At 67.8% G+C, this 24,233-nt stretch carries 14 protein-coding genes and 1 CRISPR repeat array; of the genes, 11 read left to right on the forward strand and 3 right to left on the reverse strand.

Annotated elements, in window-relative coordinates; genetic code table 11:
* Positions 1–276 precede the first annotated feature (276 nt).
* The gene (locus ACIG5F_RS47805; protein ID WP_396527029.1) at positions 277–633 is read right to left on the reverse strand and encodes a hypothetical protein; all 357 of its coding nucleotides are present in this window, start codon (positions 631–633) and stop codon (positions 277–279) included.
* Entirely contained in the window at positions 633–10,469 is a 9,837-nt protein-coding gene (locus ACIG5F_RS47810; RefSeq protein ID WP_396527042.1) for a polymorphic toxin-type HINT domain-containing protein, read from the reverse strand. The genes ACIG5F_RS47805 and ACIG5F_RS47810 overlap by 1 nt, the downstream gene beginning before the upstream one ends.
* Before the next feature lie 101 nt (positions 10,470–10,570).
* Here ACIG5F_RS47810 and ACIG5F_RS47815 point away from each other — a divergent pair, with 101 nt between their 5' ends.
* From ACIG5F_RS47815 to cas2e, 11 genes are all read left to right on the forward strand, one after another.
* Positions 10,571–12,502: a tachylectin-related carbohydrate-binding protein gene (locus ACIG5F_RS47815; RefSeq protein WP_396527030.1), complete on the forward strand. Its 1,932-nt coding sequence runs from the start codon at positions 10,571–10,573 to the stop codon at positions 12,500–12,502.
* A 163-nt stretch (positions 12,503–12,665) separates the two neighbouring features.
* Positions 12,666–13,571 carry a discoidin domain-containing protein gene (locus ACIG5F_RS47820; RefSeq protein WP_396527031.1) on the forward strand — a complete coding sequence of 302 codons (906 nt, stop codon included), beginning with the start codon at positions 12,666–12,668 and terminating at the stop codon, positions 13,569–13,571.
* A gap of 44 nt (positions 13,572–13,615) precedes the next feature.
* A CRISPR array of direct repeats spans positions 13,616–14,330; the repeat unit is 28 nt; unit sequence GTGGTCCCCGCGCAGGCGGGGCTGTTCC.
* Positions 14,331–14,616: 286 nt separating this feature from the next.
* Positions 14,617–17,013, forward strand: coding sequence for a CRISPR-associated helicase Cas3' (gene cas3, locus ACIG5F_RS47825; RefSeq protein WP_396527032.1), 2,397 nt, complete (start codon positions 14,617–14,619; stop codon positions 17,011–17,013).
* Positions 17,010–17,378: a hypothetical protein gene (locus ACIG5F_RS47830; RefSeq protein WP_396527033.1), complete on the forward strand. Its 369-nt coding sequence runs from the start codon at positions 17,010–17,012 to the stop codon at positions 17,376–17,378. Before cas3 ends, ACIG5F_RS47830 begins: the two co-directional genes overlap by 4 nt.
* Positions 17,375–18,952, forward strand: a complete 1,578-nt coding sequence (casA, locus tag ACIG5F_RS47835; RefSeq protein ID WP_396527034.1) for a type I-E CRISPR-associated protein Cse1/CasA — start codon at positions 17,375–17,377, stop codon at positions 18,950–18,952. The genes ACIG5F_RS47830 and casA overlap by 4 nt, the downstream gene beginning before the upstream one ends.
* 53 nt (positions 18,953–19,005) lie before the next feature.
* On the forward strand, positions 19,006–19,521 hold the full coding sequence (casB, locus tag ACIG5F_RS47840; RefSeq protein ID WP_396527035.1) for a type I-E CRISPR-associated protein Cse2/CasB: 516 nt from the start codon (positions 19,006–19,008) through the stop codon (positions 19,519–19,521).
* A gap of 15 nt (positions 19,522–19,536) precedes the next feature.
* Positions 19,537–20,715 (forward strand): type I-E CRISPR-associated protein Cas7/Cse4/CasC, encoded by a 1,179-nt coding sequence (gene cas7e, locus ACIG5F_RS47845; RefSeq protein ID WP_396527036.1) that lies wholly within the window; start codon positions 19,537–19,539, stop codon positions 20,713–20,715.
* Positions 20,716–20,720: 5 nt separating this feature from the next.
* Positions 20,721–21,449, forward strand: a complete 729-nt coding sequence (gene cas5e, locus ACIG5F_RS47850; protein WP_396527037.1) for a type I-E CRISPR-associated protein Cas5/CasD — start codon at positions 20,721–20,723, stop codon at positions 21,447–21,449.
* Entirely contained in the window at positions 21,440–22,114 is a 675-nt protein-coding gene (cas6e, locus tag ACIG5F_RS47855; protein ID WP_396527038.1) for a type I-E CRISPR-associated protein Cas6/Cse3/CasE, read from the forward strand. The genes cas5e and cas6e overlap by 10 nt, the downstream gene beginning before the upstream one ends.
* Before the next feature lie 504 nt (positions 22,115–22,618).
* Complete coding sequence (locus ACIG5F_RS47860; RefSeq protein WP_396527039.1) at positions 22,619–22,891, forward strand: hypothetical protein; 273 nt, start codon at positions 22,619–22,621, stop codon at positions 22,889–22,891.
* Complete coding sequence (gene cas2e / locus ACIG5F_RS47865) at positions 22,840–23,199, forward strand: type I-E CRISPR-associated endoribonuclease Cas2e (RefSeq protein WP_396527040.1); 360 nt, start codon at positions 22,840–22,842, stop codon at positions 23,197–23,199. The genes ACIG5F_RS47860 and cas2e overlap by 52 nt, the downstream gene beginning before the upstream one ends.
* Positions 23,200–23,747: 548 nt before the next feature.
* On the opposite strand, the gene ACIG5F_RS47870 is transcribed toward cas2e, so the two are convergent.
* A partial coding sequence (locus tag ACIG5F_RS47870) for a hypothetical protein (RefSeq protein ID WP_396527041.1) occupies positions 23,748–24,233 on the reverse strand: 486 nt, incomplete at its 5' end.

Genomic DNA, 24,233 nt, shown 5'->3' on the forward strand with positions numbered 1-24,233 from the left:
CGCCACAAAATCGCCACATGATCATGCGTCGGCGCAGCTCCAAAGAGAGGACCTGGATGCCCTCCACGTAACCAAAGTCCAATCGCGCAACCACAACAAGCCGTACATCCCAACCACCCCCTCGCCGCACCGCACGTTCACAGCGAAGCTACCTCGACACGGTTCGCAATCAAGCCCACCCAAACCCCAGTCGAACCGGCCGCCAACCTATTACGAAATCGGCAAAATACCCCAGAAGGTAGATCGCGCACACGAGAGTCTTTCAGAGTTCAACCCTTAGCGTGCCAAAAGTCGATCGCTCACCCAAATTCTCGGCCGAACCTGGACGCGCAATTCACCAAAAAGCGAGTTTGAATCGAAAGCAATAGAAACGAAAGCTTTACCATCATCATCTTCCACCGACAGGCGCACTGCTTCTTCGCGAAAGATTTCGACCACACACATACCCCGCCGAAGCCATTTAAGATGGATTGAGCGCCCGGGAGTATCGTATACCAGATGAACCTCGTCGTCATTTTCGCTCACAAGACGAAGAAGCCTTGTCGACTCTACCCCATCAAGCGCTTCCGACGCTACACCGAACAGTTCAACGAGTTCACGGTCATCCGGAACTGTGAACTCATGATGGACCATCATCGACCTCCGCGAGGAATAATCGTAGTGAGGCGAAGGCCATTATCCGTGACCTGCCAAGCCGACTCTACATGTAGGAATCCACCAGGACCCGCAAGCAATCCGTCTCGAATCTGGTAACTTCCATACTGGTCAGTATACTCTCTCATGATATTGTCAGTACGAGACACTTGATCATTAAAGAAGTCTGTCATTATCTGACGACCCCTCGGGTCATCTTGTATGCCAATCCTATTAAGCTGGGAAAGATTCTGGGCAGACCTGGGCGCGTTATGATCCCCGGTCTTCACCCTACCGAAGAAGTAGTCCCACTTGCCCGGTTCGACGATGGCCGGGCCGCACACGCTGTCAGAGTTGTGCACGAGAACTGGGTCGGCACCGACGAGAACGTAGAACGTGTGCAGGGTGTTGACAGTCAAGTTGTAAACGCGCGCTACCTCGTCGTGTGCGCGCAGGCTCTGGACAACGACAGCGCGGCCATCATCGGTGAGGAGATGCTCGCCGGCCGTGAGCTGATCGGCGTTGACCCAGCGCGCCGAGTCCTCCATCCAAAACGAATGGTTGTCGGTCGCGGTGACCGTGCTCGTCTTCCCATTGTCGGCAACGGCGACGTCGACCATGTGTTTCAGCCCCTGGCCGACGATGACGTCGGTGACGGGCTCGGCGGCCGACTTACCGGTTGTGGGATCGGTGGCGCGCACCTGGTCACCGACCTCGACGGAGTCGATCCGTTTGGTCGAGCCGTCGGCCATCTCTACCTGTGTGTCGGCGGCGAAGCTGTTGGCGCCGCGCATACATGAGCCGCCAGGCCCGAGGTCGTTGGCCAGCCGGGGCGCACCGCGTTCGGCATCGCCGGCCAGCCTGGTGATGAACCTGATGTCGCTGGCAAACGGGATGGCGCTGACAGCCGTAGGCACGGCGTTCGCCCAATCACCTTCTCCGGCGTACCAGATCGCGTTGGCACCTGCGAAGGCCGAGCCGATGCCAGGGACCAGGGACATGATGTCGAGGAACGTGTGGCCAGCTGCCTCAAGTCGATCACCCAGCGGCGGCCGGCCTCCGATGCAGGTCGAGCAGTCTGTCGGAGTGACGTCGGACGGGCCGGCGTCCGTGACCGACTGAATCACCGGCTTGTCACCGGTCACGGACTGCTGCAACTGCTGCGCCTGGGTGGCGTTGTCCGCGATGACATTCGTGGACTGCGCAACCTGGTTGGCAGGCAGGGACGGCGACGCTGACACCGGCGGCGCCTGCTGCGCGTAGTGCGGTTGTTCCAGTGCTTTAGGCACCGGGATGGGGTTGTTCTGCGCCGCCTGCTGCTGCGCTTGCCGTGCAGCGATTGCAGGATCGGGAGGCGCGGGCGCCGGGCCGAAGTCACATTCGTAGCCTGAACAATTGCCGGAGCCGTACGGACCGTGGCCACCACCCGAACTCTCGGATGGGCCATTCGGACCCGACGGATTGTTGCCGCCGCCACCGCAGGAGCCACATGTGTTGAGGTAGTGGATGTTCTTCCGGCCACCCTTGACGGTGGGGTCAGGCTTCGGCGCTGGTGCGAAGATTGCGTTCGAAAGGGCCGCAATTCCAACGACGGCGGCGACGGCAGCACCAATGATTACCCAGCAGGGGCAATGCCCTGATGGATCGGTGTAATTGGTCGGAGCACTTAGACCGTACCCGTACCGATTTGGCATGCTGGGAATCTGGATACTGTCGCGCGAGTCGAAGCCACCGGTGGACGGGTTGTACCAGCGGGCGCCCATGTGCACCTGGGCGGTGTCGGGGTCGGTGTAGGCGCCCTGGAAGCCCACGGACTGCCGCGTGCCCGAGGTGGCGGTCACCTGGCCGAACGGGTCGTACGCGGCCGAGTGCGACAGCCCGGTGTTGCCGTCGCCGGGGGTGAAGCCGGCGATGACGTCGTCGTGCTTGTCGGAGAGCGTGAGCTGCTTGTCGCCGCCGTTGCCGGTCGCCAGCAGGTCGCCGCCGGGCGCGCGGCTGTAGGCGGTGGTGCCGTCGTTGGCGATGGCGTCGCCGAGCCCGGAGTAGCTGAACGACTGTCCGTTGCGGACGGCGAGCCGGTCGAGGCCGTCGTAGCTATAGCTCGACGAGCCGTCACCCACCATGCGGTCGAAGGCGTCGTAGGACATCTTCTCCGTCAGGCCGGAGCTGGTCCTTGACGCTGCGGTGCCGCGAGGGGTGTACGTGTAGGTGTAGTCGCCGTCGGACAGTAGGCGGTTGCGCTGGTCGTAGCTGGCCGTCTTGGCGCCGACGAGGGTCCTGTTGCCGGCGTCGTCCCAGCCGTACGGTGTCGTCTTCCCGCCGGCCGTCCACGACGTCATCCGGCCCGCGTAGTCGTAGGTATAGCTGTTGGCGCCAGCTCCGGCGGTCCCCGCGGTGTCCTTCTTCGTGAGGTTGTCGGCGAGGTCGTAGCCGTAGCTGACCGACGCGATCGCGGAGCCGGCGGCGGTCTTGGTGGTGTCGGAGGAGATCCGGCTCAGGTCGTCGTAGGTGTAGCCGCGGGACTGTCCCGAGGAGTAACCGACGCCGTCGACATCGCCGGCCGCGTTGTAGTGCGCGGTCTGCACGACACCGGTCACACCGTCCTGGACGGTGGCGATCCGACCGTTCGCGTAGTGGTAGACGGCTTTGCCCGACGCGTCGGTCCTGCTGGACATGCGGCCGTCGCCGTCATAGGTGAAGGAGGAGTCCGCTCCGCCGCCCGTGGTCGACAGGACGTCGCCGCGGTCGTCGTAGCCAATGGTGATCGGACCGCCGGGCGCGGAGACCGAGGCCAGCCGGCCCGCGGGGTCGTAGCTGAGCACCCGGTCCGAGGTCATGGCTTCGGCCCCGGCGCCGGTCTGGTTGACCACGCGGTTGAGCTCGTCGTAGGTGCTGGTGGTCGAAACGCCGCCGGGCGCGGTGACACCGACCACGTTGCCCGCAGCGTCATAGGACGCCGTCCAAGTGGCGGCCGTTTCGGTCGCAGTGGCCGGTTCGGTGACCGACTCCGCCAGTCCGAGACTGTTGTACCGGGTGATGGTCGAGTTGCCTCGACCATCGGTCAGCCGGGTCTGCCGGCCAGCCAGGTCATAGCCGTAGCTGGTGGCGATGGACTTGGCGTCAGAGACCGGCTGGGTCTGCCGCACAACCTGGTTGGCCGCGTTGTACGCGAATTGCGTGGTGTGGTTGAGCGCGTCGGTGACGGAGGTCAGGTTCCCGGCCGGGTCGTATCCGGCGCTGGTGGCACGCAGCTGTGTGCTGCCGCCCTTCCAGTCCGAAGTGGACACCGCGCGACCGGCGAGGTCGTAGTTCGTCCAGTGCCGGTGGTCCAGCGCGTCCGTGACGAGCACGGTCCGACCGGCCAGGTCGTAGCCGAACCTGGTGGTGACGCCAGCGGGATCGGTGGTGCTGATCTGCTCGCCGACGGCGTCGTAGGCGGCAGTGGACTGCTCCCCGCTTGGCGTCGTGACGGAGGTCAGGCGGCCGATGTCGTCGTAGCCGTAGTGGGTGGTGTCGGCGGCCGGCTGCGGGAACCTCTCCAGTTGGGTGGAGGTGATCATGCGACCGAGGTCGTCGTAGGTGGCGGTGGTCGTCGCGCCGCCGGGCTTGGAGGTCTGGAGAAGTTCACCGTCGTTGTCGTACCGGTACACCGAGATCCGTGAGCCCGGTTCCTCGGTACGCACGAGCCGGCCCAACTGGTCGTAGGCGTACTTGGTGACGTTGCCCCGCGGATCAGTCTGAGCGACGACGTGACCGAGGGAGTCGTAGGTGAATCTCGCCGTCGGCGTGATCGCGGCGGCCGTGCCGGGCGCGGTGTAGCTCGGCGCGGCCTGGCTGACGGGTCGACCCGCCTGGTCGTACTCGGTATGGCTGATGTCGCCGACCGGATCCTTGATCGCCACCTGGTCGCCGAAGGAGTTCAGGCCGATCGTGGTCACGGGTCGCTGGCTACTCGGCTGGCCGCCTCCCGTCTCCGCGGCCGTCGGCGGCAGCGTCTGGCTGATCTGCCGCCCGAGTTCGTCGTAGGTGTAGTCGGTGGTGAAGGCCGCACGGTCGGCGTCGGCGACGTTGCCCCGCGGGTCGGTCATCGAGGTCATCAGGCCGCGCTGGTCATACGTATAGGAGGTGGTCAGCGTCGAGGATCCGTTGTGGACGCTCTGGCTGGTCTGTCGGCCGGCGAGGTCGTAGCCGAAGTCGACGATCTCGGCGACCGACGGCGTGAAGGCTCCGACGTTCGAGCTGTCACCGGTGCGCGTCACGGTGGTCACGGCACCGTTGAGGTCGTAGGCGTAGCTCGTCTTGCGGGCCAGTCCCGCAGGGTCGACCGTGCTGGTGGCGATGCGCCCGACCGCATCGTAGGTCGTCGCCGTGGTGGATTTGCCGCCGCCAGCGACGTCCTTGATCACCTTGCCGGTGGCGTCGTAGCCGTAGTCGTGCAGGACGATGTCACGGGTGGTGTTGTCGCTGTGGAAGCCCACCTGGATGACCTGGTGGATCAAGTCGTCCGCATAGTAGGTGTACTTGGTGGTGCGGCCCATCGCGTCGGTGTCGCGCACCAGGCGCCCGCCGAGGTCGTAGGCGTACGACCGTAACGGCAGATCGTCCTTCGGTGTGCCGTCGCCGGTCCCGTCGCCGCCGCTGCCGGCGGCGCCGTTGAGCGGGGCGCCCGTCCACCCGACGAGCACCACTTCCGCGACCTGGTTGCGCGCGGTGTACAGGTACTTCGTCTTGGTGCCGCCGGCGTCCACCATCCAGACGCGGTTGCCGAAGGCGTCGTGGCCGTAGCTGGTCGTGCTGCCCAGCGCGTCGGTCTGCTTGCTGACCAGGTTGTGCGCGTCGTACTCGTAGGTGACGACTCGGGGGCTGTCGCCACCGGTGAGGTCGTCGGTCTCGACCTTGCTGACGTTGCCGTCGACGTCGTAGCTGGTGATGATCTGGGCGGTGTGCTTGGTTCCGGTCACGGCGTCGGTGGTGGCCGGCTGGGTGACCGTGCGGACGCGCGACAGCACGTCGTAGGTGAGCTGCGTGGTGACGCCGGCCGGTTGACTGTCCGAGACCTGGGTTTGCGAGAGCACCCGGCCCTGGCTGTCGTAGGTGAGCTTGGTGACCATCCCAGATGGACTGGTGGCCTGCGCGAGCGAGCCGTCCAGGAAGTACTGGTACGTCGTCGCTGCGCCCATGGCGTCGGAGGAGGTCATCACCAGACCGGCGGGCACACACGGACAGACGCCGGTTGCCGTGCCGGATATGCCGGTCTTGGGATCGATGGACTCGCGACCGGTCGTGTACGTGTGCTTGACCTTGCCACCGTCGGCTGTGGTCTGCGAGTCGAGCAAACCGGTCGGCGTGTAAGTCAGCGCGGTCAGGTACGTGTTGTCGGTCGCGGTCGCCGAGCGGGCATCGCGGGTCGCGACCGGCTTGTCGTTACGGGGATCGGTCGGGCTGTCGCCGTTGAGGAAGTAGCTGAGGTAGGTGGTTTGGCAGTCCGTCTGCTGAACCCGGCACGTCTTCTTGGAGGTGATGTTTCCTCGCTTGTCGTAGGCGAGGGTGACCTGGTCTCCGTTCTCGTCCGTGATCGTGTTCTGGAAGCCTTCGGCGTCGTAGGTGTATGTGCGCACCCCTTCGCCGGCGACCGGGCCGCCGACCCAGGTGGGTTCGCCCCCGACCGGGCCGCCGCAGAAGATCGGTCCGCCGTCGGTGGGTGTGGTGCAGGTGTCGGTCGGCGAGGTCGTGGCGGTTGTCGGCGTGGTGCTGCCTGGCGTGTCCTCCGGGCGCACGCCCATGCCCAGCGGCGCGATCGACCGGACGATCCTGCCGCGCAGTGGGTCGTAGTCGTACTCGTGGGGGCGACCAGCGGGGTCGCTCACCATGGCGACCTTGATGGGGTTGTCGGCCGAGCCGGTGGTGGTCGGAACCGCCAGCGTCCACACCCCGCCGTTCGCATCGGTGTACTGGCGCACCCGGTCGTTGGTGACGTCGTAGGTCGCCGCGGCACCGGTCTTTCCGCTGGGCAGCGTGATCTTGTTCAGTTCGTCGCTGCCGCCGGCAGCAGCGAACTGACCCGCCACCGCGGGCTGTCCGAGCGGGTGCTCATAGAAAGCCACTTCGGCGAGATCGCCGGTGTAGTACTGCCATCCGGCAGAGGTGCCTGGCCAGTCGCCCGCGTTGACGATGTAGTCCGCGCCGAGTTGATTGGCGGCCATATCGATCGAGTTGATCGCGCCGTCGAGCGTGCCGACGAGTTGGCCATCCAGGTACATCGCCTGCGTTGTCATCGCGCCGGTGAGCACCGCCTGGTGCCATCGGCCGTCGTTGACCGCCTGGCCGGTGGTGATCGGCGCGACGTGCCCGGTCCACAGTTGGCCGCGCAGCTTGCCGTCCGACCCGATGTAGAGCATCGGCGTCGCATTGGTCGGCGGGGTATCCGTGCCCATGGCCTTGTTCTGCAACGCCATCAGCGGTCCCGATTTAGCGGTCCGGAACCACAGCGACACCGCGATGTTTCGGTCCTTTTTCAGAGTGCCCGCTGGCAGGGTAACGCTGGAGGTGCTGCCGTTGAACGTGGCGGCCGTCGAGCCTGCGACCGGCCCGGCCGTGCCGAGGGTCACGTTCTGGTATGTGCCTTTGTCGCTGCCCAGGTTGACTCCGACCTCGCTCCTGGCTTCACTGCCGGAGCTGTCGCCGAGGCGCCAGTACGAGTAGGGCTTGCCGTCGAGCACCGCGCTGCGGTAGTGCGTCCCGCTCGTGTAGTCGTAGCGTGTGCATTCACCGAGCGGATTGCAGACCTTGTTCAGCCGGTCCCCGTCGTAGCTGTACTGCCAGGTCGTCGGTGTGCCGCCGACCTGTCCGACGGTAACCGCGGTGATATGGGCGCCGGTCCAGGTGAAGCCCAGACCTGGGCCGTTCTGGCCGGTCCGCGTAGGGAGGCTGACGGCGCTGAGTTTGCCGTCCTTGTAGGAGAAGGCGATCGAACGGCCCTGCGCGTCGGTGATCGACGAGAGCTTGCCGCTGACGAACTCGTACTTCGTCGCGGACTTGTCGGTGAAGTCCCACACCGCGTCGCTGGGATGGGTCAGCGACGCGTAACGTCCCTCCGGCGGGGCGTAGCTGCCGTCCGGATTGAGCCCGAAACGCACCTGTTGCCCGTCGGCGTAGGTGACCACGACATTGCCTGACCCGTCGTTGTCCGGTGTCACCGCCATGTCGTAGACCGTCGCCCAGCCCGCCCCGAAAGCGTTGCCACGCCGCGGATCCAGGCTGTTGTACGTGCGCGCCACGGACATCTGCGGTCCGACGAAGGACAACGCGGCATCCTGGGCGCTGCGGTAGAAGTTGCCGACCTGCGGGTCGAAGTCGTTGCTGCCGGTGCTGTACGGCGCGGAACCCAGGTGCGAGGTGATCTCGGGCTGCGGGACAGCGGTCAGCAGCGCGCTGTAGGGCACCTTTTGGCTCTCGGAGGTGCCGTCGAACGCGAATGACCGCCACAGATAGGTCTTGCTCCAGCTGAGTTTGCCAGCCGGCACGGACCAGCTCTGGTCTGGAATGTGCCCGGAGTCGAAGCAGTTCGCCGGATTGCCGGCACTGTCCCGCTCGCAGACCTCGAACCGATACTGCAGGGTGCTGTTCGGCGGGGCGTCGACCTTGACCGCATCGGCCCACAGCTGCGGCGTGAGGGTCGGAGTCGAGTACCCGTTGGGTGGGTACTGGTCGCGGACGACCGGCGGGATGTTGTACACGCGCAGAACCAGTCGCGCCGGCGGGATCTGCTCGTCGGTGAAGAACGGGCCGCCCTTCTTGAGCATGCTGAAATCGACGTAGTAGTCGCCCGGATCCAGCGCCTGGATGGTCGCGTCGAGGCTCACCGACTGGCCGCGAGCGACGTTGCCCGGCAGCTGCGCCGCTTCCTTCGACGCCACCGGCCGGCCGTCGCTGGTGAACACTCGGTAGCCCAGCGCGTAGGCGCCCGGGGTCCAGGTGTCCACGCCACGATTGGTGACCGTGATCTTGATCTTGCCGCCCTGGATGCGGGTGATCGGCGGCTCCGGCGTGGCCTTGGTGATGTCGTAGTTGGCGTCGTACCGGGTGTGCGTGACGAACAACCTGGGCGGGTTCGCGGTGCCGGTGCCGGTGAACTTCTTCCAGCCATAGCTGTCGGTCTCAGAGGCGCGCACGGTCAGGCCGTAGTTGGGCATCGAGCCGTTGGCCCACGCCTGCACCAGATCGCGCCCGGCCGGCCCGAGGTCGATGCCCTCACCGGCGATCGGGCAGTCGGAGGAAGACTGGCCGGAGGCGATGTAGCCGTGTGCGAAGGACGACGAGGCGAGTTCAGGGCCGAACGCGGGGCCGGGATATCCGCCGCCGCTCCAGGGTGCGGTGACCGCGTGCACGGTGACCGGGCTGGGCTGGCATGACCACGACCAGTCGTTGACCAGGTACAGCAGCGCGCCGAAGATCTTCTCGTTACGCAGGCTGTTCTCGATGCCGTCGAACTTCAGGTACGTGGCGGCGTGGATGCGGTCGTCGCCGTCGTAGCCGGTCTTCAGCTCGGTTCGACCGTCGTTCTGGGACCCGTTCTGCACGTACATCGACGCGCTGGCCTTGGGGCCGTCCACACTCGGGTCGACCACCACCGGGTACTTGCGCGCAGGGTCAGCAAGCCATCGCTGGTCGAGCTCGACGCGAAGGCCACCGGGCTCCAGTCGGTAGGTGACCCCCGTAGAGGTGGCGGGGTCGCCGGTGTGCGGGTTGCGGCTGGAGTCGGCCATGGACCCGGCTGGCACACTGGCTCGTTCCCTGCCCGCGCTGTCCATCAACGCGACGCGGCCGTCGATCAGCTTGGCGGTCAATCCCTTGAGCTGCAAGGGGAACAGGAAACTGTGCGGCGCGTTCGGCGAGGCCAGCACGAGGGATTCCTTGACACTGCCCGGCTGCACGTCCAGCCGCATGTCGGTGTCGGGGAGCACACCACGGTAGGTGAGAGTGCTGCCCTGAGCCTGGCCGGCGACGGTGCGGGCGCCATCGAGGCCGTAGGCGAACACATGGTCGCCGTCGAGGCCGAAGCTGACCATGCCGCTGCTGCCCGCGTGGCCGGCGAAGCGCTCGTCGACCTCGTCGGCGGCGTTGCGCCAGCCGCCGACATCGGGAACGAGCGTCGTGTCGACCTGCTGCCAACTGCCGTCGGCCGTGCGGTAGTTGACGGGGTCCTTGCTGAACGCCGTGGTCTCCGTGCCGTCGGCGTTGCGGTAGGTGGACTGATACCGCCCGCGTTCGTTCGGCAGCTCCTTGCTGGTGTTCGGGTCGAACCCGCGCACTGTGGTCGACCCGGCGCTCACGCTCGCGGCGTTGGGGGTCGCCTTCGCGGTCGGGAATTTGATCGACGGGTAGTCGGCGCGCAGGCCGCGTGCAGCCTGTTGGTTGCCAGCCGTGGTCGCGACCACATGCCCGTGCTCGCCGGGCTGCCGAGCCGCGCCGTCGGCGGCCGAGCCCTGACGTTGCTTGGGCGCCAGAGACAAGGCGTCCGTAAGGGCGTGCAGATCGCCGAACAACGGAGGCGTGACCTGCGAAGCGATCGGTCCGAAAAGAGCGATGACGAGAACGACCACCAGAAGACCGACCACGCTGCGGACCCGACGCCCATGCGCGCGTCCGACACCGGCTGAACCCACCGAATTCCTCCCCCGAGAAAGTGCGCCCACCAAGAGGTGGCGCGCCCAAGGATGCGCCAGGAACACGAGTAAAAGCAAGGCAAATCGCCCCCTAACACAGCCTTTACACTCTGTCAATCGAGCGACCGAGGCAACCTCACTGCGATCCAAATTACGTAACGCTTCCCGCACCAAGAAGCGGTCCACGCACGCGTCACACCCATGCGGTACCGTCGGCCGCTGCTACCTGCATCGCGGCTGCGATCAGGCAAAACACGGGGTACGGGGGAGCTTTGAGAACCAACAAGAGGCCTGCGGCCACCGCTCTCGCCGCAGCGCTCGCACTATCGATAGTCCTTCCAGTCGGCGTCGCCCATGCGGATTCGGCAACGCATTGCGCGGGATCGGCCCAGATTTTCGCCGCCCTTCCGAACGGCACGACCAGGCTGTACAAGCACACTGATCCCGTTGGCGGAACGTCTAGTTGGGACGCTTCAGCCGATGTCGGGGGTCCTTCCGGAGGAAGGCTCCTGGGCGGCCCAAACGGGTACGTTTACAACATCAAGATCGACGGCGACGTGGTGCGTTACCGCTGGAACGGGTCGGGGTGGGACACCGCCGACGGCAGCCAGTTCACCACCCTCGCGCACGGCTGGACCGGCTGGGACGCCCCCCAGTTCCACAACCGCATCACGATGGATGCCAAGGGCGACATCTACCAGGTCCCCCACGACGGCGGCCTATACGTCGACCACTACGACGCCGCCTCGGGAGGTTTCGTCGAACAGCAGATCGACACGAACTGGGGCAGCTACGACCTCATCCTGGCCGCCGGTGCCGGCACGCTGTACGCGAGAGACCCAAGCATCAACGGCGGCCAGCTGTATCGGTACCAGTACGACACGGCGTCGCAGCGGTGGTCGCAACGGGCGAAGGTGGTCAGCACCGGCTGGAACATCTTCAGCGGCATGTTCTCACCGGGCGGAGACACCCTGTACGGCCACACCGTCGATCCGCACGGCGATCTACTCTGGTACCACTACACGGACGCGACCAACACCTGGGCGGGTGGCAACAACCTCGGTTGGGGCTGGGATCCGAGTTGGGAGGTCACCGCGCTGGCCGACACGTGCAGCACGCCGATCACGACGCCCGTCGCTCCGGCCGTCGCCTCTCAGCCGCAACAGCCCACGACGTTGGTGGCCAACAGCAACGGCCACCTCGAGTTCTTCTACATCGGCGGTGACGGCAGCACGGTTGTCGGCGATCAGGCTGACGTCAGGGATCCCAGCACGGCCCACTTCGCCGCGCTGCCGGGGTATCAGTCCTCGACCGGCCGGGTAGCGGCCGCACTGAACGACAACGGCACTGCCCAACTACTCGCGCTCGGCATGGACGGCGACAGCCGCGGCTCGGCGCAATCCACGACGGGATCCTGGCTTCCGCTTTCCAAGGCAGGCGGATACTTCCCGTCCGCTCCGACGCTGGCGCACGCCTCGGACGGCACACTCGTCGCGTTCGGGATCGACAGCACCGGCGGCACCTGGTACCGCCCGCAGGCCAGCAAGAACGGCGTCCTCACGTCCTGGCGGAGCCTCGGCGGCACCGGCGTGACCGGCACGCCGACGGCTGTGGTGCAGGGCAACACGATCCGCCTGATCGCGTTGGACCCGAACGGCATATTCCGCGTCGCCGATTTCACCAGTGGAGCGCTCAGCGCATGGACCCCTTTGGCCGGGATAACGGGCACGGGCAGCGCATCCGCTGTGCTGCGGGGCGACTCGACTCTTCAGGTGTTCGCTCGGGACAACGTCGGCAGCGTGCGCACCATCCGCCAAAACGCTGACGGCACGTGGCCCTCATCCTGGTCCACGATCGCCGGCGTGACCGCCGCAGGCGCACCGTCGGCTGTGCTCACCGCAGCCGGAACTGTGGAGCTCGTCGTGCGAGCCGGGGACGGGTACATCTACAACACCGGCCCCGCCGCCGCCGGCAGCACAACCTATCGACCGTGGTCGGTTGTCAGCACGGCCGGCAAGGCCGTCACCGACCCATCAGCCGCCCTGATGAACACCGGCACCTGGGTTGTGTCCTATCGGGACGCAGACGACCGCACGCTCCTCTTCCGGGCAACGCAAGCGAACGCTCAGGCGCGTAGCCGCGCGCAGGACGCGTCTCAGGGGTGGTCGTTCGTTGGCGGGGCCCTGCCTCCGCGCACGAGCTGAGCATCACCGGTCGGGCTCGGCAATACCCCGAGCCCGACCACCGCCAACTGATCAAGACAGGACATCGATCCGAACGCTTGCCGGCAGCCTCCTAGGCAAGGGACCGAGAACCACATCGAGTGGATCACCGTCGACCTCGGCCGATCCCCAGCCACTATCCCGAGTGGACCTCTACCCCCGCTCCGACGGCGCCTCCACCGGCCTGGGATTCCCGGTCGACTTCGTCATCGAGGTCTCCGACGACAACACCACCTGGGTCCCCGTCACCAGCCGGCAGGGCTACGCCCGCCCCGGCGCGGACGCCCAGGAGTTCGCCATCGCCGGCCGCGGCGGCCACTACCTGCGGGTCACCGGCACCAACCTCTCCACCGACCCGTTCGGCCACTACCACATGCAGCTGGCCAAGATCGAGGTCTACCGGGCCACCCTGACCACCGGCAAGACCGTCGACGCCTCCAGCTCCTACGAGGCGCCGCCCGCGTGGGGCCACGCCAACGCCACTGACGGCGCGCGCACCGTCACCGGCGGCGGCTCCGCCGGCTGGAGCAGCCTGGCCGGTCCCGCCGACCACAAGGAATCGATCAGCGTCGACCTCGGCGCCCCCACCACCGTGCACCGCGTCGACCTGCTGCCCCGAGGCGACCACCTCGACGGCAGCATCGGCTACCCCAACGCCGTCACCATCGAGACCCTCCACCGACGGCCAGCACTGGACCACCACCGCTCCCGCCGGCACCCCCAGCCAGGCACAACCCGGCCGCACCTACGAATTCCCCGCCACCTCGACCCGCTACATCAAGGTCACCGGCACCGGCTACGGACCCGACGAACACGGCAACTACCAACTCCAGTTCGGCGAAATCGAAGCCTGGTAACACAACCAGCACACCATGGGGCCCGGCACACAGCGCCGGGCCCCACACGTCTACCGCCACCGACAACCACCCCGACGACCCCGGGCAGCCCTACCGACCGCCCGCACACCGGGCAGCCACCGAGCACCACCCTCAGACACCTAGTTGCGAAAGAGGCACACCTTCAGCAACGATTGGTTCAGGACCAAAAGTGAATGAAAACACCACATCCACCCGACGTATGCGCAGGTCAGGAAGTGTGGTCCCCGCGCAGGCGGGGCTGTTCCGGCGTCCAGGGCATCGTTGCCGCCAGGCTGGCGTGGTCCCCGCGCAGGCGGGGCTGTTCCGTTCTCGATGGCCCCGTCGGGTGCGTCGAGGTCGGGGTCGGTGACAGGGTGGTCCCCGCGCAGGCGGGGCTGTTCCGGGCCGCAAGGGCGACGACGGCCGGTGGGAGGTGTGGTCCCCGCGCAGGCGGGGCTGTTCCCAGCGGCTGGCCATAGTTCGACCATGGCAGCAGGTGGTCCCCGCGCAGGCGGGGCTGTTCCGCGGAAAGCGTGAGATCCAGGCCCGTGGTATCGGTGGTCCCCGCGCAGGCGGGGCTGTTCCGGCGGTCGAGACCGCCGACCGGAACCGAATGGGGTGGTCCCCGCGCAGGCGGGGCTGTTCCCGAGCGTCAGGATAAGATGTTTACTCAGTTCGGTGGTGGTCCCCGCGCAGGCGGGGTTGTTCCGCCGTCGTCGACGTCCTTGGTGTTGACCTGCAGGTGGTCCCCGCGCAGGCGGGGCTGTCCCGTGCGCCTGCGCCACCTCTGCCGGCACGGTGCCGTCGTCCCCGCAAAGGCGGGGCTGTCCCGCATCTCGCCGACACCGGCCACAACCCGGATGAGTCGTCCCCGCGCAGACGGGGCTGTCCCACTGGCCGGGTCGCCCTGGGTCACCGCTGCCCAGTCATCCCCGCGAACGCGGGGAGGTCGCCGCTGACAGCAACTCATCAGGGCCATCTCCCGTAAAACCGGGAGACCCGAACGCCCCAGCACGGTAAGAGCTATCGCCGAACACCGCGAGATCAGGATCCATCCTTCACACCATCGAGTGCATGACAACGAAGCAACTTGAACCACCAACCGTCAGCAAGTCATCCTTGCCCTCGTTCTGATCAAGACGGACCAGCGGCAGCCGAAGACGCCGCTCCGATGGAGCCGTCGAAAACGACGACCACGCTACCTGCACTCCGCTGATCTGTTGACACAAAAGGGTTTTAGTGACCGAGATCGTCCCGCCGCCACTGGCGGCGGCCTGGGGGAAAGCGCAACGCGGGCAGGTCCCGCACCCGCTGGCCTGCCACATCCTCGACACGGCCGCGGTGGCGCGGCTGGTGTTCCCGCTCCTGCTCGGACCGCGAGCCCAGGACGAGCTGCTGACGGCGTTCGGCGCGCTGCCGGATCCCGTGGGGTGGATAACGTTCCTGGCCGGCGTGCACGACATCGGGAAGTACTCGCCGGCGTTCCAGGCGCTGCGATCCGACCTGGCGCGGGAGCTGCTGGCCCAGGGCGCCGCGGACATCGAACTGCTCGACCAGGTTCGGGCCTCGGTCCGCACCGACACCCCACACAACCTGATCACCGAGATCCACATGCGCGAACAGCTCCGCGACTGGGGCGCCGGCGGGGTGACGGCGGGGCGGATCAGCTCCGCGCTCGGCGCGCACCACGGACACTTCGCCACACCCGCACGCCTTCGGCAAACGCGCGGCTCGATCAACGACCACGGCGGCGCGACGTGGGCATCGTGGCGGCGGTCGATGACCGACGGGCTGATCGACCTGCTCGGGCTGCAGCGGCCGACGCCGGCCCAATGGGCGCAGGTCCGGCTCAGCCATCGGGCGACGGTGGCCTTCGCCGCCTTGACCTCGGTCAGCGACTGGATCGCCTCGGACGCCGCGAAGTTCCCTTACGCCGGCACCGACGTCGACCTCACCGCCTACGCGCACACCCGGCCCGACGCGGCGGACAAGGCCGTCCGTGAGGTCGGCTGGAGCAACTGGCGGCCCCCGGAGAACACCAGCTACACGGCCCTGTTCGAGAAAGAGCCGCGCCCTGTCCAGCAGGTTGTCGAACAGCTCGCCGCAGGGCTGGACGAACCGGCGCTGCTGATCATCGAGGCGCCCACGGGCGAGGGCAAGACCAACGCGATGCTCCAGTTCGCGGCGACGGCAATCCGACGGCGTCACCTGGGCGGCCTGTATGTGGCGATGCCATCGAAGGCCACCAGCAACCAGGTCCACCACGACATCACCACGTTGCTCAAACGGCTCGACGATTCGTCCGCGCTCGGGCTGGTCTACGCCGGGGCCGCTGACTTCCTCGCGGCCCGCGCCGCGGAGAAGAAGGCCGCCGCCGACCCCAGCGCGGTGTCCGCCGACGATCTCGACGACGGCGACCTGCAGGCCCGCACGTGGTTCACCAGGGCGCGGAACCTGTTGATGGGATTGGGGGTGGGCACCGTCGACCAGCTGATGAAGGCGGCATTCCGGTCTCGTCACGTGTTCGTCCGGCTGGCCGGCTTGTCGAACAAGGTCGTCGTCATCGACGAGATGCACGCCTACGACATCTACATGTCTACGCTGCTGGACCGGTTGCTGATGTGGTTGGGGCACCTCGGCGTCACGGTCGTGGTCATGTCGGCGACACTGCCGTCCCGGCGCCGCGACCAAGTGGTCTCCGCCTGGCAGAAAGGCGCCGGCGGCCGTCCCGACACATCCCATGGCCCCGAGACGTCTCGGACCTATCCGCGGGTCACGCTCGCCGTGGCGAACAAGACCGCGCTGCCCTCAGGTTTCGAGGTCGACGACGTGAACAAGGACCGGGTCGTCCGGCTGAGCCACGTGCCGGACGACCGCGTCGCGGACTGGGCGCTGCAACGAGCCCGGGCCGGGCAGAGCGTGGCCGTGATCCACAACCTGGTCCGCCGGGTGACAGCGACGCACGACGCGCTCGCGGAAAAGATCAAGGCCCTGCCCGAGGGCGAGCGGCCGGCGCTGATCTACCTCACCGGCCCGATGCCGGCCAAACAGCGCCACACCAACGAGGAACGCCTGCGGGCCGAGTTCGGCCCGCAGGGCACCCGGCCCCGTCCGACGATCGTGGTCGGCACCCAGGTCCTGGAGCAGAGCCTCGATCTCGATTTCGACGCCATGATCACCGACCTCGCGCCGATCGACGTCCTGATCCAGCGTGCCGGCCGGATCCACCGCCACCGGCGCGAGAACCGCGGCCCGCTGGAGTTGGCGATCACCGGCGTCACCGACACCGGACGGGGCCCGCAGTTCCCGCCCCACGCGAAATCGGTCTACCAGCCCTGGATCCTGCTGCGGACATGGGCGCTGCTGCGGAGCCGCACCGTCCTGACCTGTCCCGACGACGTGCAGCCCCTAGTCGACCAGGTCTACGGGCCGGCCCAGGACGTGGCCTGCCCGGCCGGCTGGGAACGAGCGTGGGCGCAGGCCGCCGACAAGATCCGGGCCGCCGAACTCCACGAGGAACACCGCGCCACAACGATGTTCCTGCCACTGCCGGGCAGCGTGCAGCACGCCCCGGAACTCAACGAACGCCCGAAGAATCCGGGCATGACCCGCCTGTCGGGAAGGAAACGCGCGTGACCGAGGACGACGACGATCTGGACGCGGTGTCGGTGGTGCTGTTCACCGTCGACGAGGCAGGCGGCGTCCGCCCGGTGGGCAGTGAACGGGCAGTGGACCTCGGTCGGGGTCTGCCGGCCGAGCTCGTCGGCACGGTCCTCGACGCCGCGGTCGGTCTCGCCGTGCCCGACGACATCGACGCGTCCCTGGCCGACGCGATCACCGCGATGCCGGTGCCGGCGGCGTTCCGCGACGATCCCTGGCTGCACGAGCATCGCGCGATCCTGTTGCGGGACAACCGATGCCTGGCCGGCTACACCACGCTGCGCTACCGCGAGGGCATCGGCCTCACGGTCGACGACCTCGGCGATGAGGGGGTGTCGTGAGGTTCGATCTGCTGACCCGGCCGTGGATCCCGGTCGTCGATCTGGCCGGTGAGCGCCGCGAGGTCAGCCTCGCCCGGCTGATCCTCGGTGCGCACCAGTTCCGCCGGATCGTGGCCGAGGCGCCGCCGATGACCGCGGCGCTGCACCGGCTGGTCCTGGCCGTGATGCACCGCGCCTACGCCCCGCGCGACGACGAGCAGTGGAGCGAGCTGTGGTCGCGGCGGCGGCTGCCGTTCGCGCCGCTGCACGCCTACCTGACCGAGCATCGCGCCCGGTTCGACCTGCTCGACCAGGACCGCCCGTTCCTGCAATGCCCGAAGCTGGGTGTGAAGGCGTGGAGCAGCGCGGCGAAGCTGGTGCCGTTTCGGGCCAGCGGCAACAACGTCACGCTGTTCGACCACACCACCGACGCCGAGACGGTGGCGCTGCCCCTGGCCGAGGCCGCGCGGTGGCTGGTCACCGCGCAGGCGTTCGATCCCGGCGGCATGAAGACCCCGTTCGACAAGGACAAGTCCTCCGAGCGGGCGCCGTGCAACTACTTCGGCGTCGTCGTGGTCGAAGGCGCCACGCTGCGGGAGACGCTGCTGCTCAACACCCACGAGTACTCCCCCGACGACGAGCGGCCGCCGATGACCGGGCCCGACGACCGGCCAGCGTGGGAGGACCCGCAAGCGCCACGGGCGGAACCGGATCTGCGGCCGCCGCTGGGGTGGACCGATCTGCTGACCTGGCCGTCGCGGCGGATCCTGCTGGGCGCCAGCGAGCATGACGGCCGGCCGGTGGTAGACAAGGTGGTGATCACGCCGGGGGTGCGGCTGCGGTCGCAGCTGCCCGAGGTCGAGTTGATGGCCGCGTTCCGCCAGCCCACGCTCAACGGCAAACCGAAGAAAGACGCGCCGCTGCTGCCGGTGCGGCTGCGCGAGGTGCGGGGCGTGTGGCGGCATAGTGTCGAGCTGCTGTTGGCCGGCGACGACCGCACCCGACGGCGGCCGCGCATGCTCGACCAGATCGCCACCCTCGCCGAGCACGGGCACCTGCCCGATGACACCGTCTACACGCTGCGGATCTTCGGCCAGCAGCTGGACAAGAACAACGCCGTCGTCGAGTCCTGGGCCGAGGAGGAGATCCTCGCCCCGGTCGCACTGCTACGCGCCCGCGACGCCTCGGTCAGCAACCTGCTCGGCTACGCCGTCAAACTCGCCGACGACGTCGGCGACGCCCTGCGCGCGCTGGAACGCGACCACCGCGGCGACATGCGCGGCGAGCCGGCCAGCACGATCGACCTGGACTACTGGCCACGGCTTCCCAGCCCGTTCGCGGAGTTCACCCGCACGCTCGGCGCCGCGCTGCGGGCAGGCGGCGAGAACGCCACCGCAGTCCAGGGCTGGGCGACAGCGGTACGGGCCGCCGCACGGACCGCTGCGGACCTGTGGGCCGAGGGCTCACCACGGCAGGGCCGCAACCTGCTGACCGCCGGCAAGCAGCACGTCCGGTTCACCGGACGCCTGGAGACGATCATCGCCGTCTACCGGGCGCACTCCGCCGCCTCCATCACCCAGGAGCACACCGCGTGACAACTGACGTCCCGAAAACCCCACGGGAGCGGTTCCTCAAAGACCTTCACTTGTTGGAGTGGAAATCGCGATCCGACGTCGTGGAGCTCCAGTCCGACGCGCGTCGGACATTGGCGAGGCTGCGCCGCAGCCTGACTGGTCCTCGACATGAGGTCGAGGCCTACGAGTTCGTCTTTGCCCACAACCCGCCGCGCAGCGAGCAGGACGCGTGGCTGCTGTTGGCCGGCCTCTACGCCACCCACCCCCAGCCTCAGCGCAACGCCGGCCCCCGGACGTTGGGCGGGTCCCTGCGGATCCTGGCCGCCAAGCGCGGCGACTCGGTGACTCGCCGGTTCACCCAGCTGCTCACCGTGGACCGCGCCGCGCTGCCGCACTACCTGCGCCAGGCCGTCCAGCTGCTGCGCTCCGACGACGTGGCCGTGAACTACACCCAACTGCTGGCCGATCTCACGGTGCTGCTCACCGAGAACTGGCTCAGCGACCACGCCCACCGGGTACGTCTGGAGTGGGCCCGCGACTACCACCGCCAGAACACCGACACCACCCCGCCGTCATCCACCTCTGCGTGACCCACCGGAGAATCCGTGATCATCGAGCTGCACCTGCTGCAGTCCTTTCCCGTCAGCAACCTCAACCGTGACGACGTCGGCCAGCCCAAGACCGCGACCTTCGGCGGCCATGTCCGCGGCCGCATCTCCAGCCAGTGCCTCAAGCGCTCGGCCCGGCTGCTGTTCAACGAGCACGGGCTGGACACCGGCGAGACCGGCGTGCGCACCAAGCGCCTGCTGTCCAAGGCCACCGAGCTCCTCGCCGAGCGGGGCCGCGACGCCGAGCAGGCCGGCGAGGTCGTGGAAGCCGGGCTGGAGGTCCTCGGGTTCGCCGTCAACCCCGCCACCAAGCTGACCCAGTACCTGTGGTTCGTCGGCCGGCAGGCCATCGAGCTGCTGGCCGACTTCTGCGACCAGCACTGGGACCGGCTCGCCGTCGTCGCCGCGGACAAGGCCGCGCAGAAGGAGAAGGACAAGCAGGACAAGGACAACAGCAAGACCAGCAAGTCGAAGGAGGCGAAACCGGCCAAGATCAAGCCGAGCAAGGAGGACCTGGCCGCCGCCCGCTCCATCCTGGACGCCAGCCGCGCCGCGGACGTCGCCCTGTTCGGGCGGATGATCGCCGACAACAAGGACTTCAACGTCGACGCCGCCTCCCAGGTCGCCCACGCCCTATCCACCCACGCCGTGGTCAACGAGTTCGACTACTACACCGCCGTGGACGACCTCAAGCCCGACGCCGAGTCCGGCGCCGACATGATCGGCACCGTCGACTTCAACTCCGCCTGCTACTACCGCTACGCCAACCTCGACCTCGCTCGACTCACCACCAACCTCGGCGGCGACACCGACCTCGCCGCCCGCGCCGCGAAGGCGTGGCTGGCCGCGTTCATCCACGCCGTGCCCTCCGGCAAGCAGAACTCCATGGCCGCCCGGACCATGCCCGACACCCTGCTCGGCGTCGTGCGCGAGCACGGCGCGTGGAACCTGGCCAACGCCTTCCTCGCCCCCGTCACCGACACCGACCTCATGGCCGGCTCCACCCACCGCCTGATCGACCACTTCGCCAAACTGCGCGGCTTCTACGGCGCCACCGCGATCCGCCAGGTCGCCGCCGCGTCGGTGACCGGCACCCTGGAGCTGGACGACCAGGACGAGACGGTGCCGACGTTGGAGGCGTTCACCACCCGCATCCTCGCCGCCGCCCAGTCGTGAACCCGATGCCCGTCTCGCTCGCGCTGTGCTTCGACGCGCCGATGCAGTCCTGGGGCGTACGCTCCCACGGCGTCATCCGCGACACCGCCCGCGAACCCACCAAGTCCGGCGTCGTCGGCGTGCTGGCCGCCGCGTTGGGCGTCGCGCGGGAGAACGACGCCGCGATCGCCCGCCTGGCCGCCCTGCAGCTGGCGATCCGAGTCGACCGGGAAGGCGTGCTGGAACGCGACTTCCACACCACCCAGAACGTGCCCACCACCATGGGCACCGGGCACCGCACCGTCGTCAGCGAGCGCTACTACCTCGCCGACGCCCTGTTCCTCGTCGTCATACACGGGGACCCGGGCCTGCTCGCCGACGCCGCGGCCGCACTGGCAACGCCACGGTGGCAGTTGTTCTTCGGCCGCAAGGCGTTCGTGCCGGTCCGTGCTCTGTTCGGCGCGCCCGGCACCGCCCACGGGCTGTCCGACGCGCCCGCCGAGGTCGTGCTGGAGCGGCATCCGTGGCTCGAACTCGACTCCCGCATCCGCGCCACCGAACACGGCAAAACCGACCGGCTGCGGTTGCGCACCGTGTCGGACTGCCCGCCCCGCACCACCGGCGCCGAGGTTCGCCACGACGTGCCGGTCCGTTTCACCCAGGGCGACCGCCGCCACGCCACCCGCACCGTCGCAACCGGCTCCGTGCCGCTGACGTCCGAGATGATTCCCGCCGGAGACCCCTCGTGTTCCTGAGCAAGCTGTCCATCAACGTCCGGTCCCGCGAGTTCCGCCGGGACTACGCCAACGTCCACGACATGCACCGCACCGTCATGTCCGCCTTCACCACCACCGACGCCGCCACGGCTCCCCGCCAGGAACAGGGCATCCTGTGGCGTCTCGAGGACGCCTACGGCGGCTACGCCCAGTACGTGCAGAGCCGCACCCAACCGGACTGGTCCCGCCTGCCCGGCGACTACCTGACCACACCGGCGGAGGTCAAAAGCCTCCAGCCGGTCCTGGCCGCCGTCACCCCCGGCCGCAAACTCGCGTTCCGCATCGTGGCCAACCCGACCTACGCCAAGTCCACCGGCCCCAACACCCGCGGCAAACGCCTCGCCCACCGCGACCCCGACAAGCAGATCGAATGGCTCGTGCGCCGCGGCGAGCACCACGGCTTCGTCATCCCCACCGCCGGCAACGGCCGCCCCGACGTCAACCCCTCCCCCTGCCCCGACCTCGCCGGCCGCAAGACCGACCTCAAGGGCCCGATCACCGTCCTCCCCGTCCGCTACGACGGACACCTCATCATCACCGACCCCGACGCCTTCACCAACGCACTGCACACCGGCATCGGCCGCGCCAAGGCCTACGGCTGCGGCCTGCTCAGCCTCGCTTCCCCACGCACACAACGACAGTAAACACAGCTCGGAGAAGCTGAACTCGTTCTTTGACATCTCCACAGTGGATAGTCCACGCCGCCGACTGCCAGGATAGCGCTCCTGCAGGCCGACAAGTGCCGTTCCCGCGGACGCGGGGGTGTTCCGCCGTGTCTGTCGACGAAGACGACGACTGGTGGGCCGTCTCCGCGGATGTGGGGGTGTTCTGTCCAGACGTAGCGGCACGCCCAGGAACGCCAAGTCGTCCCCGCGGACACGGGGCTGTTCCGGACTGCACATGCACAGCGACAAGTATGTCCGCGGCGTCCCCGCGGACGCGGAGACATTCCGGACTCGGGCTTCAAAAAGGCGGCACCAGACCGGTCGTCCCCTCTCAGGTGGGGCTGTTCCGAACCGTGGAGCGGAAGGGGCCATGAACGGAGGTTTGTCCACACCGGACACGTCCGGTCCTTCGTCTATGACATCGCCGACCTGTAAAAGACGCAGATCTCCATCCCGGTCGCCTTCGACATCGCCAGCCGGGACGTGGCCGACGTCCCCGGTGAGACCCGCCGGGCGGTGCGTGACGCCATGCGCGACGGCGCCTTCCTGCACACCTGCGTCCAGGACATCAAGACCCTGTTGTCCGACCAGGACGAGGCCGTCGAATATGGCCCCGAGGCGTTCGACGAGGCCGGCGTCGTCATGCTCTGGGACGACAACGGCCGCGCCGTCGCCGGCGGCACCGCCTACGGAGACGACACGGAATGGCCGTCATCGTTGTTGCCGCCTGCCCGACCGGACTGCGCGGGCACCTGACCCGCTGGCTGCTGGAGATCTCCCCCGGGGTGTTCGTCGGCAAGATCCCGGCGAGGGGCCGCGACCTGATGTGGGAACGTGTCATCGACATGGTCCGCTCCGGCCGCGCCATCATGGTCTACTCGGCCAACAACGACCAGGGACTGGCGTTCACCGTCCACGAGCACGACTGGATCCCGACGGACGTGGACGGCATCACGCTCATGCTCCGCCCCGATCGCTCGATGCCCGACACCGACGACGGGGCGCGATCACGCAAGACTGGTTGGAGCAACGCCTCGAAGCGCCGTCGGTTCGGCCGACGATAAGGCCTACCGCACAGAAAAGTGAATGAAAATCCCAACGCTCAACAGCAAAGCCGCAGGTCAACAAGTGTCGTCCCAGCGGACGCGGGGCTGTTCCGTCCAAGCGGGGGAAGGGAAAACCCCGCCGGTGGTCGTCCCCGCGGACGCGGGGCTGTTCCGTACTTGGGGGGCTTGTTGGGATCGCAGTCCTCGTCGTCCCCGCGGACGCCGGGGCTGTTCCGCGGGCGCTCGACCCGACCAACCTCCAGTCGCTGTCGTCCCCGCGGACGCGGGGATGTTCCAGGAGTGGATGCCGCCCGGCGACGCCGGCTCGAGTCGTCCCAGCGGACGCGGGCCGTTCCGGTGAACCGGAGGACTCGGGGGCTCTGGTTCTCGGCGTGCCCGCGAATGCGGAGTTGTTCCGGCGTTGGAGTGCAGCACGGATGTTCTAGTTCCGTCGTCCCCGCAGACCTGGGGCTACTCGGGCCCTTCTCGCGCGCGGCGAGGGCCGGCGGTCGGTGCGGGTGTCCGGTCCTCGGGAGACGCATACGCGAGAAATGCTTCCAGTCAGATCAGTCGGCCTGGGCGAGACGGGCCCGGACGGTGTCGCCGTGGAGTTCGAGCGCGTACCAGTTGCAATCCACGAAGACGGCGGCACAGCAGTTGGGATCCTCGCCGTCAGCGTCGACAGGCACGCTGGACACCTCGAAGGTGGACTGGGAGACCATCCACGTGTCGTTCATGCCCGCTTTCACGGCGGCTTCCACCCACAGGGTGTAGCCGATCACAAAGATCGGCTCGTCCTTCAAACGCTCCGGCAGGTCGACCGGGATGGTGGCGGTAATCCCCATGATCATGGCGACGTCCACCGGTTCGTACGGCGCGGCCAGCGGCGGCCGAATCGGGTCGGTCAGCGGCACGGAGTCCTGCGGCAACCAACTCTCATGATCGGGTTGGAAGAGGTCCTCGGGCTTGGTCATGCAGTTGCTCCACCACACGCCGCGAATCTCGTACACCCACACGCTCTCCGCCTCCGCCGTCGCGAGCGGCGTGAGCGG

Origin of the sequence: Kutzneria sp. NPDC052558, assembly GCF_044547355.1 — a bacterium.
In the GTDB taxonomy this organism is placed as follows: domain Bacteria; phylum Actinomycetota; class Actinomycetes; order Mycobacteriales; family Pseudonocardiaceae; genus Kutzneria.

Excerpts from the sequence above, each read along its gene's own strand:
- ACIG5F_RS47805 (WP_396527029.1), bottom strand. The coding sequence starts at position 633 with ATGGTCCATCATGAGTTCACAGTTCCGGATGACCGTGAACTCGTTGAA.
- cas5e (WP_396527037.1), top strand. The coding sequence starts at position 20,721 with ATGCCCGTCTCGCTCGCGCTGTGCTTCGACGCGCCGATGCAGTCCTGG.
- cas2e (WP_396527040.1), top strand. The coding sequence starts at position 22,840 with ATGGCCGTCATCGTTGTTGCCGCCTGCCCGACCGGACTGCGCGGGCAC.